15 protein-coding genes and 1 pseudogene are annotated in these 18,203 nt (G+C 43.5%); 11 read left to right on the top strand and 5 right to left on the bottom strand.

Annotated features, from left to right (window positions below):
- The first annotated feature begins 39 nt into the window (after positions 1–39).
- The 4 genes from minD to DU53_RS07960 are packed head-to-tail and all read left to right on the top strand — an operon-like array spanning position 40 to position 4,422.
- Positions 40–855 (top strand): septum site-determining protein MinD, encoded by an 816-nt coding sequence (gene minD, locus DU53_RS07975; protein WP_015868857.1) that lies wholly within the window; start codon positions 40–42, stop codon positions 853–855.
- A 16-nt stretch (positions 856–871) separates the two neighbouring features.
- Positions 872–1,150: a cell division topological specificity factor MinE gene (locus tag DU53_RS07970; RefSeq protein WP_015868856.1), complete on the top strand. Its 279-nt coding sequence runs from the start codon at positions 872–874 to the stop codon at positions 1,148–1,150.
- A complete protein-coding gene (locus DU53_RS07965) occupies positions 1,150–1,569 on the top strand; it encodes a secondary thiamine-phosphate synthase enzyme YjbQ (protein WP_015868855.1) in 420 nt (139 codons plus the stop codon). Before DU53_RS07970 ends, DU53_RS07965 begins: the two co-directional genes overlap by 1 nt.
- 42 nt (positions 1,570–1,611) lie before the next feature.
- Positions 1,612–4,422: an O-antigen ligase gene (locus DU53_RS07960; RefSeq protein ID WP_015868854.1), complete on the top strand. Its 2,811-nt coding sequence runs from the start codon at positions 1,612–1,614 to the stop codon at positions 4,420–4,422.
- A 38-nt stretch (positions 4,423–4,460) separates the two neighbouring features.
- Here the strand turns inward: DU53_RS07960 and DU53_RS07955 are convergent, their stop codons facing one another.
- The 5 genes from DU53_RS07955 to DU53_RS07935 form a co-directional block, all read right to left on the bottom strand.
- The gene (locus tag DU53_RS07955; RefSeq protein ID WP_015868853.1) at positions 4,461–4,895 is read right to left on the bottom strand and encodes a hypothetical protein; all 435 of its coding nucleotides are present in this window, start codon (positions 4,893–4,895) and stop codon (positions 4,461–4,463) included.
- 5 nt (positions 4,896–4,900) lie between these two features.
- On the bottom strand, positions 4,901–6,457 hold the full coding sequence (locus DU53_RS07950; protein ID WP_015868852.1) for a hypothetical protein: 1,557 nt from the start codon (positions 6,455–6,457) through the stop codon (positions 4,901–4,903).
- 6 nt (positions 6,458–6,463) lie between these two features.
- Positions 6,464–7,219: an ABC transporter ATP-binding protein gene (locus DU53_RS07945; protein ID WP_015868851.1), complete on the bottom strand. Its 756-nt coding sequence runs from the start codon at positions 7,217–7,219 to the stop codon at positions 6,464–6,466.
- A 598-nt stretch (positions 7,220–7,817) separates the two neighbouring features.
- Positions 7,818–9,173 (bottom strand): replicative DNA helicase, encoded by a 1,356-nt coding sequence (dnaB, locus tag DU53_RS07940; protein WP_015868850.1) that lies wholly within the window; start codon positions 9,171–9,173, stop codon positions 7,818–7,820.
- Positions 9,170–10,303, bottom strand: a complete 1,134-nt coding sequence (locus tag DU53_RS07935) for an alanyl-tRNA editing protein (protein WP_015868849.1) — start codon at positions 10,301–10,303, stop codon at positions 9,170–9,172. Before DU53_RS07935 ends, dnaB begins: the two co-directional genes overlap by 4 nt.
- Positions 10,304–10,464: 161 nt before the next feature.
- On the opposite strand from DU53_RS07935, the gene DU53_RS07930 reads away from it, so the two are divergent.
- The 7 genes and pseudogenes from DU53_RS07930 to DU53_RS07900 all read left to right on the top strand — a co-directional run.
- Positions 10,465–11,451 (top strand): ABC transporter ATP-binding protein, encoded by a 987-nt coding sequence (locus DU53_RS07930; RefSeq protein ID WP_063728395.1) that lies wholly within the window; start codon positions 10,465–10,467, stop codon positions 11,449–11,451.
- On the top strand, positions 11,448–12,617 hold the full coding sequence (locus DU53_RS07925; protein WP_063728336.1) for an ABC transporter ATP-binding protein: 1,170 nt from the start codon (positions 11,448–11,450) through the stop codon (positions 12,615–12,617). The genes DU53_RS07930 and DU53_RS07925 overlap by 4 nt, the downstream gene beginning before the upstream one ends.
- On the top strand, positions 12,614–14,341 hold the full coding sequence (locus tag DU53_RS07920) for an ABC transporter substrate-binding protein (RefSeq protein ID WP_063728334.1): 1,728 nt from the start codon (positions 12,614–12,616) through the stop codon (positions 14,339–14,341). The genes DU53_RS07925 and DU53_RS07920 overlap by 4 nt, the downstream gene beginning before the upstream one ends.
- Positions 14,342–14,421: 80 nt before the next feature.
- On the top strand, positions 14,422–15,393 hold the full coding sequence (locus tag DU53_RS07915; protein WP_063728332.1) for an ABC transporter permease: 972 nt from the start codon (positions 14,422–14,424) through the stop codon (positions 15,391–15,393).
- A 17-nt stretch (positions 15,394–15,410) separates the two neighbouring features.
- Positions 15,411–17,060: pseudogene (locus tag DU53_RS13350) on the top strand (ABC transporter permease).
- 328 nt (positions 17,061–17,388) lie between these two features.
- On the top strand, positions 17,389–17,769 hold the full coding sequence (locus tag DU53_RS07905; protein ID WP_012744961.1) for a hypothetical protein: 381 nt from the start codon (positions 17,389–17,391) through the stop codon (positions 17,767–17,769).
- The coding region (locus tag DU53_RS07900) for a transposase (protein WP_082853886.1) at positions 17,753–18,203 on the top strand (451 nt) is incomplete at its 3' end. The genes DU53_RS07905 and DU53_RS07900, both read left to right, overlap by 17 nt.

Raw genomic sequence — 18,203 nt, 5'->3', positions numbered from 1 at the left:
TAATTCTATTAAAGAGTTATTCTCTGGAGGTAGGTACCCATGGCCAAAGTTTATGTCGTTACGTCAGGAAAGGGTGGGGTCGGAAAGACCACCATCACAGCCAATATAGGCTGTGCGTTAGCAGCAAAAGGGGACAAGGTGTGCCTCATAGACGCGGACATAGGGTTAAAGAACCTGGACATAACCCTTGGGCTTGAAAACAGAGTTGTGCATACAATTCTTGACGTGGTCAACGGAAAAGTTAAAGCCTCAGAAGCCCTCGTCAGGCACAAACAAATGAAAAGTTTGTACCTTCTTGCCGCTTCACAGATAGCCACAAAAGAAATGTTGTCTCCAGAAGATATGAAAAGGATAGTTGGAGAGCTTTACGGAAAGTTTGATTACATAATCATAGACTCTCCAGCAGGTATTGAGCGTGGCTTCAGGAATGCCGTAGCACCGGCGGAAAATGCCATAATCGTTACCACCCCTGAACTCCCTGCCATTACTGATGCAGACAGAGTAATCGGTCTCCTTGAAAATGCTGGCATGACGGAAGACCGAATAAAGCTGGTAATAAATCGTTTCAAGGTGCAGATGGTGAAACGTGGAGATATGCTGACCAAGGAGGACATTCAGGAGAACCTTGCCATTGATCTGCTCGGGATAATTCCAGACAGCGAAGATGTAATCGTCGCTACAAACCGCGGAATTCCCGTTGTGTTGAACGGAAATCAGGGAGAAGGCATAGCAAAGGTTTTTGAAAACATCGCCCTACGAATGAAAGGCGAACTAATCTCCATAGAAAAGGATCTTCACAGTCAGCAGAGTCTCGGATTTCTTGATCTGTTAAAGCGAATCTTTGGTCGTAGTTGAAAAGGGGTTGAGAGGGATGTTCTTTGGACTGTTCAGAAGAAAGAAAAAGAAGGAATTTGGAAGCAGAAAAGAAGCTAAAGATAGATTGCAAGCCATTGTGGCCAGCAGGCGTCATTCTGTCCCCGTACAGGAGGTCATTCCCGCCGAATTGTTGAAAAACAACGAAAGAGATATGATAGAACAAATAAAAATCTATGTCGCCGAAAGATTCAAGGTTAAAGAAGAGAATGTAAAGGTTCAGCTCGAAGAACACAACGGGTATGTTGTTATAATTACCAACGTTGTTTTCCATTGATGACTATGGTGAAGAGCAAAGTTTATACGATAAGAACACCTGAAAGGGAATGTTTTGTGGAGATTACTCAATATCTCCAGGAATACCTCCATGAAATAGATATAACAAACGGGGTGCTTCTCGTCTTCATACCCCATACTACTGCTGGCGTTACAATAAATGAACACGCCGATCCGTCGGTGGTAAGAGATATCCTTACTTACCTCAAAAAACTCGTTCCTTATCGAGGAAATTACAAACATCTGGAAGGTAATTCTGATGCTCATATAAAAGCAAGCCTTGTTGGGGCTTCTCTTTCTATACCCTTTGAATCCAAAAAACTGCTCCTTGGCACCTGGCAGGGCGTTTTCTTCTGCGAATTTGATGGTCCCAGGACGAGACGTTTCATCGTTACAGCCACCCCCTGCGACCCAAAGTAGGCACTGCAAATCTCATAACCCTAAACTGTCGGGGGTGATTTGATGAAAAAAGGGGAAAAGCTATTTTATTTGCTCTTCATCGCGGGATCTTCACTTTTTGCTGTTAAAGGCATAACCTGGGATATGGCTCTTCCAAAGTTTTTCTATGCCTCGGTATTCTTAGCCGCCCTCTTCGTCGCAAAAGGAATGCGGCTCTCTAAGCAACCTCAAAGTATTTCCTTATCTATTCCCCATTTTTTTGCGGTCGTGTATGCTGTTTATGGGATTCTATCGAGTTTTTTGCTTTTAAGGACCATTCCAGAAGCTTTTGCAACCTCTCTGGGTTTTTCACTGAGTCTCCTGGTCCTTATCCTGTTTTCAATACATATCTCTGAAAAATCCGTTAATGGTATTTTGTGGCTGCTTCAGATATTCGTGCTTTTTGGTGTTATCATAGCTGTTGATGCCCTTTTGGGTTTTTACACCGGCAACTCGATTTTCTGGGGCATATTGGGCCAACCGCTGATGCGCGGGAATATCTCTTCAGTGGTTGGAAACGTCAACTTCACCACTGACCTTATGGGAATGCTGCTGCCAATCGTCTTGTATCTGGCGATAATAACACGAAGACTCTGGAGAAACGAACGAGCGAGAGTACTTTTTTATACCATCACCTATGCATTATTTCTGAGCGTTGTGCTGGCCGGACAAACCAGGGGTGTTTACTATTCGCTCATCGGTGCCTTTCTGGTGGTTCTTCTAGGGGTACTCGCCGGAATGCAAAAAAAAGTAAAGCCGAAGATAAGGCCCCTTTCACTGGTTGTGCTTTTGGTTATCACTATTTTCCTTATTTATGGCTATTCGACCGATTCGATATTTACACGTGGCACTTTTAGTATCTCCGAAAGGCTCTCATCTAGCGCAAATAAAAGCGCTGCGGATTTTCGAACATTTTTATGGAAAACAGCCATAAAACAATGGGAGAATTCAAAGATTCTGGGCACGGGGTTCGGGAGCTACAAGTATTTCTCTTCAGAGAACATGGGAAGAGTGCTCAACGAAGAACCCCGATATATGTACATCGCCGGATTAAACAGTATCAGGGCACACGGAGAATATTTTCAGCAACTGGCAGAAACCGGATTGATCGGCCTTTCTCTTGTTCTACTTGCACTTGGTTCACTGGTACTTTATTACTTCAGAATCATCTTTCGTTTGAAGGATTTTGACCTCCTCTTACTCTTTTCCGTACTCGCTGGTTCTTTCAGCGTAATCGTTTTGCACAGCGTGGTATCCTTTCCGGCTCACTTTATGCCGAACGCTTTGCTGGCTGTGACGGTTGCTGGAGCAGCGCTATCACCGGTATTTAGGTCTAACAGTTTTCAACTGAAAAAGATTTCTATCAACAGATGGACGGGAATGCTAATGATCGTCATCTCCCTGATAGCGGCTGTTCTGATGTCACGCAACTACCTCACAGAAGCCTTCTTCACCAGAGGTTACATAGGATATAAAACCTACATATCTGCCACTGCCCAAATTCCTGATCTCAGGAACTCAGTTGTAAAGATAAAAAGAGATTTAAACAGTCTCGAAAACTTTGATGGGGAATTCAGCTATCTCGCAACGGATACCTACATTAATCAAAAACTCGATTCACTCAAAGAAACGTACCCCAAAGCTCCTGATACCCTGTTATATCTCATAGCTACCGAAAGCCACAAAAGTGAATTCTCAACCAAACAAAATAGGATAAAAGACAAGCTCAAAACCGCCGCAGACACTTTGATGATGGCTCAACACGCAGCAATCAGAGGATATTATAGCGGGATCTCCAACCTGGATTCCTCTCTGTTCTTCTCCAGAGGATTCAACCTATCAGCTGCCTTCATGGGTGATTTCCTCAAAACCTCAGATAGAACAGAGGATTTCGTACTGAGATTGATGAACTCACCACGCGAAGCTCAACTAAAACTGATAGAGGACGCTTTTACAGGCAAAGATTTGAATACAGAATATTTGACTGGATACAAAAAACCAAGAGAAATTGTTCAACCTTTGCTTAAAAGATCCCAGAGACATCTTTTCCTCGAAGAATTCCCGATTCTCTTTAACAAAGCTTTAACCCGGGCTGATCTATCCCGATTACTTAACGAGATCAATTTCAGCATTTTGTATTCTTTCCAGGCAAAGTGGGACGCTATCGATTACTACATACTATCAATGCAGCTTGGACCTGATGCCCAGGTGATGCGAAATACCGCCAGAACATATTTTGACGCTTTCACTCAGGCAAAAGATGTCACCGCCGAACTGAAAAAACTGATACCTTACCTGAATAAAGAAGACAGGAAAAAGCTTTACGAACTGATCGAGAGGATCAAAAACCTTCCTTTGAAATTACGTGATGAATTTGAATACATCTATGATAGGACTATCTCACTTATTCCCGGTGCATGGAGATATTTTAATAACTGGGAATACATTTACAGTGATTATGCGAGAGAACTAGTTCTACTCTATGGACCCAAAGACTCTTTAGATAAGATCCTCAAAATTGTAGAAAAAGAACTCTACGTTTGTAGATATATGAAGGAAACTCGTTGGAGTATTCCTGATAACACGTTCGATCTTTTACTTATACTATCTCAGGAAATGAAAGGAAACGAAGCGTTAAGACTAAAAAGAAAGATACTCTCACTTTATGAAGAAGCATACCAATGGAACCGAGAACAGCTTAAAAACTTCCGCAAAGAAAGGATTGAGAAAATTCCAGAAAATAATCCTAATCGTCAGAAATATGAACAGATCTACTCGAGGATGAAAGACTTCGTCAATAGATACGAAATACTCAAAAAAAGCGTGGAAGATTAATCAACAAAAAAAGGGGCCTTCCAAGCCCCCTCATTTCTCTAAAAGAGTATTTTCCCTCCACCATCAGGATCTTTCGGTCCTTTTGGCTTAAGCTTTTTGACGAAGTCAGCGGGAGCAACATCGATTACCTTGCTTTGGGACATGAGTGCTTCCTCAAGTTTCCTTTTGTACTCATCCATCTTCTCTCTGAGTTCTCTAACGTCACCGGTAAGCCATTTGTAGATATCATCCGCAAAAGACTCTATCATTTTCACCACATCTGCAGAATCTTCTATAAGCCCCGCTTCTTTTGAAACTCTGAATTCCTCTTCCACAGCCTTCTTCACGGTATCTCTATCTATTTCTTCTTTTCCGAGATTTTTAAGAAGCCTGAGCGTGATATTTGTTCGAACCCTTAAATCATCCACACTTGCTTCAAGGGCATCGACCTTTGCTATCAAAGCAGAAAGTAACTGTTCAAGCGAAACCTGCATTTTACTCACTTCCCTTCTTTAAGCTTATCCAATTCTTTATTAATACACCTTGTAACCCAAATTATACCAATAACAGAAACAACCAAAGGAATTGAAACTCCAAGCGTATTCAGCAAAAGCTCGCTTTTCAAAAACCTCAAAAGTGTTTCTTTCATCATGGCGTCTGTGCGTGATTGCATATACAACGCCAGAACTATGATATTACCAGCCCCGGTAACAAAGGTTAAGATTTCAAGAAGAAGCGTGGCAGAAAAGCCAAGCCTTCTTTTATGTGCACCGGATCGATATGCTCCCGAGGTCATATAAAGCGTTGCACCAAGAGCGGAAGAGATGTAAAAGGTCGTCATCGCAGCCACAATCGTGAACAGTAATAATATAGAAAGCTGTATATAGAAAATCGAGAAAATAACGATAATGGAGTAAAGTACGCTGAACATCCCGGAAACGATGAATATCTTGCTTCTAACGACCTTTTTGAAGTTCACCGGCAGTATAAAAGGCAAAGGCCAGGCTTGAAATTCGGAAGATAGGCTTATTATCACCATCTGTGAAGAATAAAAGGCAGCTATCATAACCATGAAAAGAGTGGCACTCAAAAAGTTCTTTGTTGTTACCAGCATAATAGCAGAAAAAGCAACCGGATATAGAAGAAAAAAAGCGGCGTGTTCACTGCGCATCATAATGAGCCATTCTTTTTTCAACAACCCTATTTTTCGTGCTTTAGCTGCTCTTTGGCTGTTGACCTTAGAATGCGATGGTTCATAAAAATTCGCTGAAGAGATCCTCGTTGCTATTCTGAATAACCATAAAGTAAAAAGAAACAGGAAAACCCATTCCAATAACCCGCCTTTGGTGGCTTTCATAAGCCATGTTGAAGGAAGGAATCTATTGAGTCCAAGATTTATCATCTTATACAGTGTTTCTCCGTTCAAAGCCTCTCCCGAGAGAAGATTCAACAATAAAAGAAAAACACCCGCGTTGAGAAGAATCACGATCCCGTTCATACGTTTTGCCATGGCTCTGGATATCCTTGAAGTAAGCAGAGCCGAAATAAAGAGAGAAATCCCTAACACAAAGGCAAATCCCAGAAATGCAGCCGGAATTGCGAGAACAAGACCAGCTGTTCTCCGGGAATATCCATAGGCTGCAGCAATTGGAAGATAAATGGCAAATGACATAAAAGTGCCTATGAAGGCTTCCGTACATTTATAAAAGAATATGGTGCTGCGCCTGATCGGTAATCCCATTAGAAAATGCAGTTCTTCCCAATCGTAAAAGCTGTACAATAGGTAAGGAATAAAATTCATCGCTGCCATCGTAAGCATCACGAGAGAAAGAACTGAAAAATAGACATCGGCCATATTAAATCCAGAGGCAACAGAAAACGCTGAGAGTTTTTCGAAAGTTGTCAGTGCCACAGGAAAAAGCGGTACACCAAATGCCATTATAAGAATGATAAAGTTGAACCAGATGCCCCATAATTTTCCGGACCTTTTTCCACGATTCTTACTGAAACCGGTGTTTCGAAACCTGTATTTCAAAAGCAACAAGAGATCGTTCATTTCATATCACTCTCCGAGCTGATCGATTATATCTTTGAATTCGTTACCACCGGTGAGTTCCAGGAAAAGGTCTTCCAGACTTGACTTTTTATCGCCGGAGAGTTCTCTCAACTCTTCCAGAGTACCTTGCGCTATCAACCTGCCTTTGTCTATTATTCCAATCCTGTCACACATTTTTTCCGCAACCTCAAGAACGTGAGTGGTCAAGAATATCGTTGCACCCGTCTGTGCCATCTTCTTGAGCCACAGTTTCAGAATCTTCGCACTTCTGGCATCGAGTCCCACAGTCGGTTCATCGAGAAAGATGACCCGGGGTTGTCTCATCAAAGTTACCGCCATCATGAGCTTTTGTTTCATTCCATGAGAATAATCGCTTATAAATTTGTCAAGGTAGTCGATGCTGAAGGCCTTGCAAATTTCGTAAAATCTTCTTTCCGTCTCTTCTTTTGGGACACGATATATCTCCATTATGAATCTCGCAAATTCGAATCCTTTAAGGTTATCGTACATCTTCGGTTCATCTGGTACAACCCCTATCTGTCTCTTTATTTCAAGTTCATCTTTATCCATATCCATTCCTAGAATCCGAATCTTTCCCTCGGTTGGTCTCAAAATACCTGTTAACATTTTTATCGTTGTCGTTTTACCAGCCCCATTAGGGCCAAGAAAACCATATATCTGCCCGGCCGGAATATCCAGCGAAACATGATCAACAGCGACAAGATCACCAAAACGCTTGGTAAGATCCTTTGCGTGAATCATTGTGTAACCTCCTCTCTAAATGACGAGAACCGAGAGTCGAAATTCGAGATCCGAGATCCGAGAACGGCTAATACCATTGACGCTTGGATTTGCCGACGCAAATGATGCTGGAAATGAGTTTCACTGATTAATGCGCGGAGCTTCGCTCCTGACGCTTGCTGAGGCTGACGCTCACGAGATTGAGGCTTGCATACGCTGAATAAAACCCGAGATCCGGGAAATCATCAGTACCAAAATGCATTCGCTTCGTTGACACAGTCAACCTCACTTCTGTGGCGTAGCCACATTCACTTCGTTCGCGTTAGCGAACCGCACTTCCTCTCGGATCTCGGTTACCTGATCTCAATTTTTATGGCCGCAACGTAGTTGCGCATGGCCGTGACAAAGTCACACATAGCCCCGGCGAAGCCGAACACAGCGTCTGCAAGCCTCCTGAGCGCAGCTCAGCACTTCCGCCGCACAGCGGCTACCGGTTCTCGGATCCCGGATCTCGAATCTCGTTTTTTTATCAGCGTCCGCAAGCCTCAGCCTCGCAAGCGTCAACGTCGTGAGCCTCCTGGGCGTAGCCCAGCACTTCAGCCGCGTAGCGACTCTCGTCTCACTCAACAAACTCACTCGGTACTTCATCGAAAAATGTCGCGACTTTCGGATTGAATATCAGCTTCACCGTACCTATAGGACCATTTCTCTGTTTTCCTATTATAACCTCCGACTCATGCGGTTGATCCTGAACCTCAGATTTGCTCTTGTAATAGTCATCACGATAGAGAAACATAACCATATCTGCATCCTGCTCGATGGCCCCCGATTCTCGAAGATCGCTCAATCGCGGTCTCTTATTTTCACGCTGCTCGACAGCACGGGAAAGCTGCGACAATGCAACAACCGCCACATTGAGCTCTCTTGCCAGAAGCTTTAAAGAACGGGAGATTTCTGAAATTTCCTGTTGCCTGTTTTCAGAACGGCCCTTCAGGTGCATAAGCTGAAGATAATCTATAAAGATAACCTGTACGCCGTATTCCGATTTAATTCTCCTTGCCTTGGCCCTTAGAGTTCTGGGATCGAGGGATGGTTCATCATCTACCACTATCTTTGATTTATACAAACGCGACGCAGCATTCGTAAGGAGCTCCCACTCCTGCTTGCTGAGAAAACCCGTCCTCACCTTGTGAAGATCGACGCTGGCTTCCGAACACAGGAGCCTCTGGGCGAGCTGCTCCTTTGTCATTTCAAGACAGAAGAAAGCCACGGGAATGTCGTGCTTCAACGCCATATTTTTCGTGATATTCAACGCAAAAGCGGTTTTTCCCATCGAAGGCCTCGCCGCAATAATTATCAAATCAGATTGATGAAAACCTGTTGTCATTTTGTCAAGCTGTCTGAATCCCGTAGGAATCCCCGTTATCAAGCCTCCAGCTTCTATCGTTCCCGCTGTATTTTTAAGTTTTTCCAGATCCTCAAAAACCGAATGCATAACCTTTCCAAGGTTTTCATAGGTCCGGGATGTATGACTTTCCGTTATCCTGAATATTCGCTTTTCAGCATCATCAAGTAGCTGATCCACATCCTCCGCTTGATACGCTTCCTCTACAATCTTACTTCCAGCATTTATCAAGGCGCGCATCAACGCCTTTTCCTTCACTATCTTTGCATAATATACAACGTTCGCTGCGGTGGGTACGATATCGGCAAGCTTCATAATTTCAACCTCTCCACCAATATCTTCTAGAGAACCCTGACTCCTTAATTTTTCAATGATAGAGACGACATCCACAGGATTTCCATGATCAAAGAGATCCTCTATTGCGGCAAACACGGTGCGATGTTTGATGGAATAAAAATCATTGCTCCTGAGGATCTCCATAACATCTGGAATGACATCAGGGTCTATGAGTATGCTACCTATAACTGCCTCCTCTGCTTCGTTGCTATGTGGTGGTATCTTCGGATTCATGATTTCTCTCCTTTCATCCAGTGAAGGGTAAATTCAATAAGCTCATCAAGCTCTTTCGAATAGACAAACTGCCCTCTGGTTTTACCAGCTCCGCCTTTTATATCAAACCGGCTTTTTAACTCTTTGACAAGAATTGTAAGGTCGTAACCCTTTGAGGCTAAGATAATCTTTTCACCTGCTTTACCAAAGAAAATATAACACTCTTTATCGAGAAAACGTGGAATCATTGAAAGTATCTCTTCATCGTCTTCATAAAGTAAAAGTTCTGAACTATTCTCTGATAAATTATTAGCTGTTTCTTTAGCGATCCTCTCTACATATCCTTTTATCCTGTTGTTCATAATTTTCAGATCTTCAAGAATTGATTGAGTCCGTGATACCAGTTCATGATAACCACAAGTCAGAAGTTTTCCAAGAGATCCTAGAATTGAATGTTCATTTTGAAAAACCCTGATAGCCCTCTTTCCGGCAACAAAATATACTCTCGTAAGATTTCCTTTTACCTTTTCTACCTTAAGGATTTTAAGCAACCCGACCTCGCCTGTATTCTTCACATGAAATCCGCCACATGGACTTACGTCAATTCCCTCAATCTTCACCAGCCTGATTTTTTCAGCCTTTTCCAGTATCTTATCACTCACAGATTTTCTAAGGTTGTATCGAAAGATCTCCGAAGGATCTACCTCTTTTACCGTCACTGGAAGAAGTTTCAAAATGCAATCGTTAGAAACATCTTCGAGTAAACGTTTCATCTTATCCTCCAGCAAACCGATGGTGAGATCTATTGTGGAAAACTCTTCGCCCATTTGAAACCCAACTGTTTCAGCATCAAGTTCACGAAGTGCAACTGCAGATAACAGGTGTTGTGCGGTATGCTGTTGAGCAATATCGACCCTTCTCTCTAAATCCAATTCTAATTCAACAAATTCACCAGTACTGTAATTATTTTTCTTCTCTATCACGGCACAAGGATATCCATCTACTCTCTTAACCTGAAGGATTTTATTACCATCTATTTTCCCCCTATCCCCCAGTTGTCCACCTTCACCATCGACATACAATGTCCCTTTTTCGAAGCATAACAAAGAAAAATCCTTTTTATCAAACGTCATCAGAATCCTTTGTTTCACTCATCTCGCCCCCACCACTTGATATTTGATGCCTTTCTATGTAATAATTATACTGTAAATTGTTCCGGGGGAATTCTTTTCAAACCAAAATCTGTAATGAGGTGATCCCATTGGGTGACAAACCAATACTCTCAGTCAAGAATCTGAGGACATACTTTGACATGGCCGAAGGGACAGTTAAAGCTGTTCAAGATGTTTCTTTCGACCTGTACCGCAATGAAGTCCTTGGAATCGTCGGAGAAACCGGTTCCGGTAAGAGTGTTACTGTAAAGAGTATCGCTGGTCTTATCGATAAGCCGGGGTACATTGCCGGAGGCGAAATCTTATTCTACACTGATGAATTTTCAAAGGACGGGAATCCCGAATACATGGACTTAGCCAAACTAAAAAAAGAGGATTTTTCCAGGATTCGCGGAAAGCATATCGGTATGATCTTCCAGGACCCTATGACTTCACTGGATCCGATGTACACCATTGGTGACCAGATGATAGAAACCATCGTTCATCATGAAGGGGTTTCCGAAGAAGAAGCAAGGGAAAGAGCGATCCGTCTTTTGGAACAGGTGGGTATTCCTAAACCTGAAGAAAGGATCGATGATTATCCCTTCCAGCTTTCCGGCGGACAGAGGCAGAGAGTCGTCATCGCTATCGCGTTATCCTGTAATCCAGAAATACTTATTGCCGATGAGCCAACAACTGCTCTGGATGTTACCGTTCAGGCACAGATACTCGAGTTGATGAAAAATCTTCAACAGCAATACAAAAGTGGTATGATATTTATTACCCACGACCTTGCGGTAATTGCGGAGATTGCCACAAAGGTTTCCGTCATGTACGGAAGTTACCAGATGGAAATTGCACCTTCAGAAACGATATTCGAAAAACCCATGAGCCCGTACACGCACGCTCTCTTGCATTGTATTCCCAGACTCGATATAAAACAGGAAGAATTGGCACCAATACCCGGCCAGCCACCTGTAATGATGAATCCTCCTAAACTTTGTCCATTCCTGCCACGTTGTGAACGCGCTACAGAAAAATGCAGGAAAGAACTGCCACCTTTGGAGGAAGTGGAAAGCGGTCATTTTGTTAGATGTTTCAATCCTGTTGTTAATAAAGTATCTGTTGTCAAGGAGGAAATTAAATGAAATTGTTAGAAGTGAGGAACTTAAAAAAATACTTCCCCATAAAACAGGGTTTTCTCATTGACAGGGTGGTTGGTTATGTTAAAGCGGTAGATGATGTCTCGTTTGATCTTGACAGAGGAAAAACCATTGGTCTTGTTGGTGAATCCGGTTGCGGTAAGACAACCATAGGAAAAACTATCCTCAGGCTTCACGACCTGACTGACGGGGAAATTATCATCGATGGTGAGGACACCACCTTCTATTTCATGAAACCCAGAAAAGCCATGGAGTATTTGAAAGAAAAATACCTTTCAAGACCAGAATTCTCCAATGGTGGAAAGAATCTGCAACCCCATGAAAAACATATATACGACGTCTATAAAAAAGCCAATGAAAATCCAAAAGAGGTTCTTAAAATCCTTTCGGCTAATCGCAAAGAAAAACTTCTCGAGATAAGAAGAAAAGCCCAGATCGTTTTCCAGGATCCAATGTCCTCCTTGAACCCAAGAATGACCGTGGGACAAATGCTCTCGGAACCGCTTTTGTTCCATGGAATAGCTCAAAATATCGACGAAGCTATTGAGATAGTTAAAAACCTTCTCACCCAGGTTGGTTTGAAACCTTATCATATCGATAGATATCCGCACCAGTTCAGTGGTGGGCAAAGGCAAAGAATCGCCATTGCGAGGGCTGTCAGTGTCAATCCAGAATTGATAGTTCTTGATGAACCAACATCAGCTCTGGATGTTTCCGTCCAGGCCCAGATTGTTAAACTATTAAAAGAACTTCAGGAAAAACTGAACGCAGGTTATGTATTCATTTCCCATGACCTGGCTCTGGTCAGGTTCATAAGCGACGAAGTTGCTGTCATGTATCTGGGAAAAATTGTGGAAAAGGGTGGTAGTGAAGAGGTATTCGACAATCCTTTGCACCCATATACGAAAGCTTTGCTAGCAGCTGCTCCGATTCCAGATCCAAAGAAAAAGAGGAACAGGAAAGAACTGATAGGTGGACAGGTACCGAGTCCCATTAATAGGCCAAGCGGTTGTTTCTTTCACCCAAGATGTAAATATAAGATGGAAATCTGTTCAAAAGAATATCCACCACTATTCAAGGTTTCAGATAACCATTATGTTGCGTGTCATCTCTATTCCACATCTTCTAAAGAAGGAGGGGAAAAAGCATGAAGAAACTGTTTGTACTCTTGGCGGTGTTCCTTGTTGCCGCAATGATTGTTGCCGTCGAGCCAGAGTACGTTATTGAGGACTTTAACGGGAAACCCGGGGGCACTCTCTATCTTTCTACAACTTCCGGTCCCAAGACTCTGAATCCATTCTGGTCTCAGGAAACAAGCTCCTCAGACATCATTGGCTATTTCAGCGATTCTCTGTTCAACTCTGATAACAAAGGGATGCCCACCGTACCGGCTCTCGCGACCAAATGGTGGTTCTCCGACGACGGTAAGACGGTTTTCTTCCAGATCAGGAAGGGAATCGTATGGTCAGATGGTGAACCTTTCACCATCGAAGACGTTTACTGGACCTTCACAAAGGTCGCTCTCGTCGAGGGCATGACTGCCAATGGACCTGGTGGAGCCATGGACGCCAATGACCAGCTCCCTGTGGTTGAAATCGTTGATGACTACACGATTTCCTTTACATGGAGCGTCCCGAACGTCTGGGGATTCAAATGGGTCGGTTACACCGGCATTCTTCCCAAACACGTTCTCGAAGAAGCCGTCGAGAACGGTAAATTCTCCGAAGCCTGGACCGTTGCCGATATCGATAAGATCGTCGGTATGGGGCCATTCCTGCCCGTTGAGTACACCGAAGGTGTAAGGGTCGTCCTCGAAAGGAACCCCAACTACTACAGATTCGACAAAAATGGCGTAAGACTGCCTTACCTTGACAAGGTTGTTTATCTCATAGTTCCCGACCTCAACACCGAGCTGTTGAAGTTCGAGGCTGGCGAAATCGACCTTTACGGTCCAACAGCTGAAAACTTCCCCAGAATCAAGGAACAGGCCGAGGAAAAAGGCTGGGTTGTCGGTGTTGGTGGACCCGCACTCGGTTCCCAGTTCATCGCCTTCAACTGGGTTACCAAAGATCCTGTTAAGAGAGAATGGTTCAGAAATGAACACTTCAGAAAAGCCTTTGTTTACATGCTCGACAGAGGCACTCTGATCGAAACCCTCTACAATGGTCTCGGTTCACCACTTTACGGACCTGTTAGCCCATCCAGCGGATTCTACTATCCCGAAATCGAGAAGTTCGCCTACAAGTACTCCATCATCAGGGCAAGGCTCGAACTCAAGAAGGGTGGATTCAGCTGGAATGCAAACGGTGAACTTGTCGACAAAGATGGCAACGTTGTTGAATTCAACCTCATGACCAATGCCGGTAACAACGTCCGTGAAGCCATCGGTAACATCCTCGTTGACAGCGCCAAGAAACTCGGTATGAAGATCAACTTCACCCCGATACAGTTCAACACACTCGTTCAGAAACTCCTCACACCCGACTATGAAGCTGTCATCATTGGTCTCACCGGCTCTGTCGATCCAGGATCCGGATGGAACGTCTGGAGACTCGACGGTGGTCTGCACTTCTGGAACTACTCACCTGAACTCAGACCCGACACAGTTCCGGAAGAGATATGGTGGAGCCCCGACTGGGAAAAGAGAATCGACGAAATCTTCAGGATCCAGACATCCGCGGTTGACGAACAGGAAAGATACAACCTCTTTGCCGAATTCCAGATGATCTGTGCAGAGCATATGCCACTGGTTTACACCGTTGCACAGAACTACCTCTACGCTCTTAAGGGCAACATACATCTCGCCAATCCTGAACCCAACCCAGCAGCTGGCATGCTCTGGAAGGTTTACGGTATCTGGAAAGAAGGGGAATAATCCACGGGGGTGACCTCGTGTTTGCGGGAGGGTCATCCCTCCCGCTTTCATTGTCTTTACTGGTTTAAGGAGGGAAGAAGGTGCTCAGATATATACTTAGAAGACTTATACTCGCTGTACCGGTTTTGTTAGGTGTTTCCATCCTTTCGTTCATAATAATCTCTTTAGCGCCTGGTGACTTTCTCGATAACTACAGGCTCAATCCTTCTATAAGTGCGGAGCAGGTAAAACTGCTTGAAAAACAGTTTGGTTTTGATAAACCAATCATCGTTCAATACTTCAAATGGCTGGGACAGGTTTTAAAAGGCAATTTCGGTTATTCATTCGTGTATCATGTTCCCGTTTTTAGTATCATCTGGAGAAGATTGGGCGCAACACTCCTTTTAAGTATCTCGACGATGATATTTATATGGGGAATTGCCATCCCTCTGGGGATTTATTCAGCGCTCCATCAATATTCCTTCAATGATCAACTCTTTTCATTCCTGGCGTTCATTGGTATTTCAATCCCTAATTTCTTCTTCGCTCTTCTATGGTTGTACATGTCCGCTAAGACCGGTTGGTTCCCGATCGGTGGTATCATATCCAACAATTACGATCAGTTCACATGGTGGAGAAAGATTCTCGATTATCTATGGCACGTTATCGGTCCAGTTGTAACTCTTGGTACCTCTGGACTTGCAGGTCTGATGAGACAAATGAGAGGACAGCTTCTCGACCAGCTGAGGCAGGATTATGTTCTCTTCGCCAGAGCCAAGGGTATGCCTGAGGATAATGTCATCTACAAACATGCGGTTAGAAACGCTATAAACCCGATAGTCACTATGTTTGGATACGCACTCGCAGGGTTGCTTGGTGGTGCTGTCCTTACAGAAACAGTTTTTGGCTGGCCTGGAATGGGAAGGTTAGTTATAGAAGCCTTGACTGCTCAGGACCTTTTCATGGTCATGGCTTCTCTATTACTCAGTTCGCTGTTGCTGATAGCTGGTAACCTGGTTGCAGACCTTCTGCTTGCCTGGGTAGATCCAAGAATCAGGTTCAGATTGAGATAGTCAGGAGTGATGTGGCCTTGAAAAAACAAAAAGCAGTTATAAAAACAGAAGATGTAAAAAAAGATGATCTGTTCGAAGTTGAATACATGAACCGCTGGCAACTCGCCTGGAGAGTCCTAAGGCGCCATAAGCTTGGTATGATCTCACTTTGGATTCTCATAATCATGTACCTGGTTGCCATATTCGCAGATTTCCTTTCTCCGCACGACCCGTATGAACAATGGCAGGGTTTGTCCTATTCTCCCCCTTCCAACATCCACTGGAAGGATGAAGATGGGAAATTCACCCGCCCTATGTTTATCCCTACGTTCTCGAAAGGGATCCAGTGACGTACAAAACAACCTTTGCAGAGGGGTCATCTCTGCAAAGTATTACTGCGATTGATGAATCAACAGGTGAAAAGAAGGTCTTCACAATTGGAAATGATGACGTTAGATCTATATATCTTGTGGTGGAGACCATTAGATATGCTGAAGACGCCGAAGGTAAGAAAGCAATATTAGGGAATCCAGACTATAAGACCCTGGAAATAGTCAAACTATCGGAAATCGGTATGCTGAAAGAACCTTTGTTCCAAGAAAACACCAGCGAAGATGTTCTCAACGCCCTGGCTCCAAACAAATATAGAACCCTCAGAAATATCGGTGATCCCGTAAAGGTTGTCACTGAGAAAAGGCTTCACAGGATCTATGCTGTAAAAAAGGAATGAAGTAAGAGACGTGGTAACAGAAGCCATAAGTCTGGTTAATGAAATAATAGATGTCGAAGGCGGGGATTTTGAACTGGGAAAGGAACTCCTCGCCGAACTGGACATAGATCCTGAGCTTTTCGATGTGGTAGTCACCCCAAAAGTAGTGGACTTCGAAATGAGGAAATTCCCGCTAAAGTTTTTCGTTCGCTCCTGGGAATACAAACTCCTCTGGCTCATCCCCATGGATATCCATTTAATAGGAGTTGATGACCCGGCAAGAATCTATTTCTTCGGTGGAGATAAATTCGGACGAGACGTATTCTCGAGAATTCTATTCGGCTCGAGAATCTCCATGTCTATCGGTCTCTTGGCTATCATGATAACCTTCACGCTCGGTTTGTTCATAGGTGGAGTTGCAGGATACTACGGTGGATGGGTTGATGAAAGTCTCATGAGAATGACGGAAATATTGATGTCAATCCCTGGATTCTACCTGTTGATATCCCTTAGAGCCATACTGCCGACCAATCTCCCCTCACACATAACCTATCTGCTCATCGTTGTCATCCTCAGTTTCCTTGGTTGGCCCGGTATGTCCAGGGTCATACGTGGTATGGTACTTCCGTTAAAAGAAAGGGAATTCGTTCAGGCAGCAATCGCAATGGGATATCCATCAAGCCGGATCATCTGGAAACACATCATTCCGAATACCGCAACCTACATCATCGTATCTGCAACCCTGTCTATACCCGGATACATACTCGGTGAGGCTGGACTCAGCTTCCTTGGGCTCGGGATCATGGAACCTTCTGCCAGCTGGGGATTGATGCTGAGTCAGGCTCAGAATATAAAGGTTATGACGGAAGCGCCGTGGCTTCTCGTACCCGGTATCTTCATCTTTATCGTTGTTATGGCGTTCAACCTGCTTGGTGACGCCCTGAGAGATGCGCTTGACCCGAGATCTCTGGGTTACTGATATAAGGAGATGTAAGATAGGAGAAGAGCACCACCTTCCAACAGTAAAGACTAATAATGATCTGGTGAGGTCCCTTGTGGACCTCACTTTTTACAGTCAGAAAAGGAAACCAAAGAAAAAGTGATAAAGAAGACCAAATAAAGAAAATTATGCTCAGTAAACGTAAAATACTCAGTACAGTAGAACAAAAGAAATCCAGATTGATCTAATATAGCTACACACTAACAATATCATTCAAAAATAGGGTGTCACGAAAAAAAGCGGGCCTCCCAAGTTCCAATGGTGGTACCATTGAAATAGCCCAAAACAAGAAAGGAGGCCCAAATAAATGGTACCACAAGAACTCACAAAAAGCGATATTGTAAAGATTATTGAGCAGTTAGACAAGCTTTTGCCTTCTAACTTCGTTAACAAACAAGGCAGAGGTAGAAGAAAGGCTTATTCTGACAAGAGCATCTTGAAACTTTCCATTTTATTGAAGCTATGCGATGTCTCATATCGTGGGGCAAAGAACTTTTTAGAAAAGAATCCCAAATACATGGAACTCTTGGACTTGAAAAACATACCACCATTCCAGACTATATCCAGGAGAGTAAGAGAATTGCCTCTTCACAGGATAAACAAAGATGTTGTAAACCTCTTTTTGGATATAGAAGGACTTGAAAGGATTGAGTTGGTGGTGGATTCCTTTCGTGACCAAGACTTGTAAAGCCCATACAGCACAAAGACGAAGAAGGACAGGGAAATACAAAGACCCCCAATCCAGTTGGACAAAGACGACAAAAGGCTGGGAATATGGAAGAAAAGTACATATGAGTTTGGATGCACAGAACCTATTGATTCAAGATTGGATGACAACGCCAGCAGCTGTACACGATTCGACGGTGGCAAAGGCACAAATAGATTCTGGCCAGGGATATAAGTATTTCCTCGCAGACAGCGCATATGATTCGCAACAGATATACCGTTATATATTCGATTGTAGTAGCATGATACCAGTAATAGACACAAACAAAAGGAAAGGTGTATCACTGGAAAAACAGTGTCAGGCTCGTTGGCTGGGCATTCAATTGAGGCAAATATATGCGGAGAAGTATAAAAACCGTTGGGAGATAGAGAGAACGATTAACATTCTACAAGAAT

This window comes from Kosmotoga sp. DU53, from assembly GCF_001639905.1.
Taxonomy (GTDB): Bacteria; Thermotogota; Thermotogae; order Petrotogales; family Kosmotogaceae; genus Kosmotoga; species Kosmotoga olearia.
The sequence above is the reverse complement of the archived record's forward strand: the minus strand, read 5'-3'. Positions and strand labels throughout refer to the sequence as shown.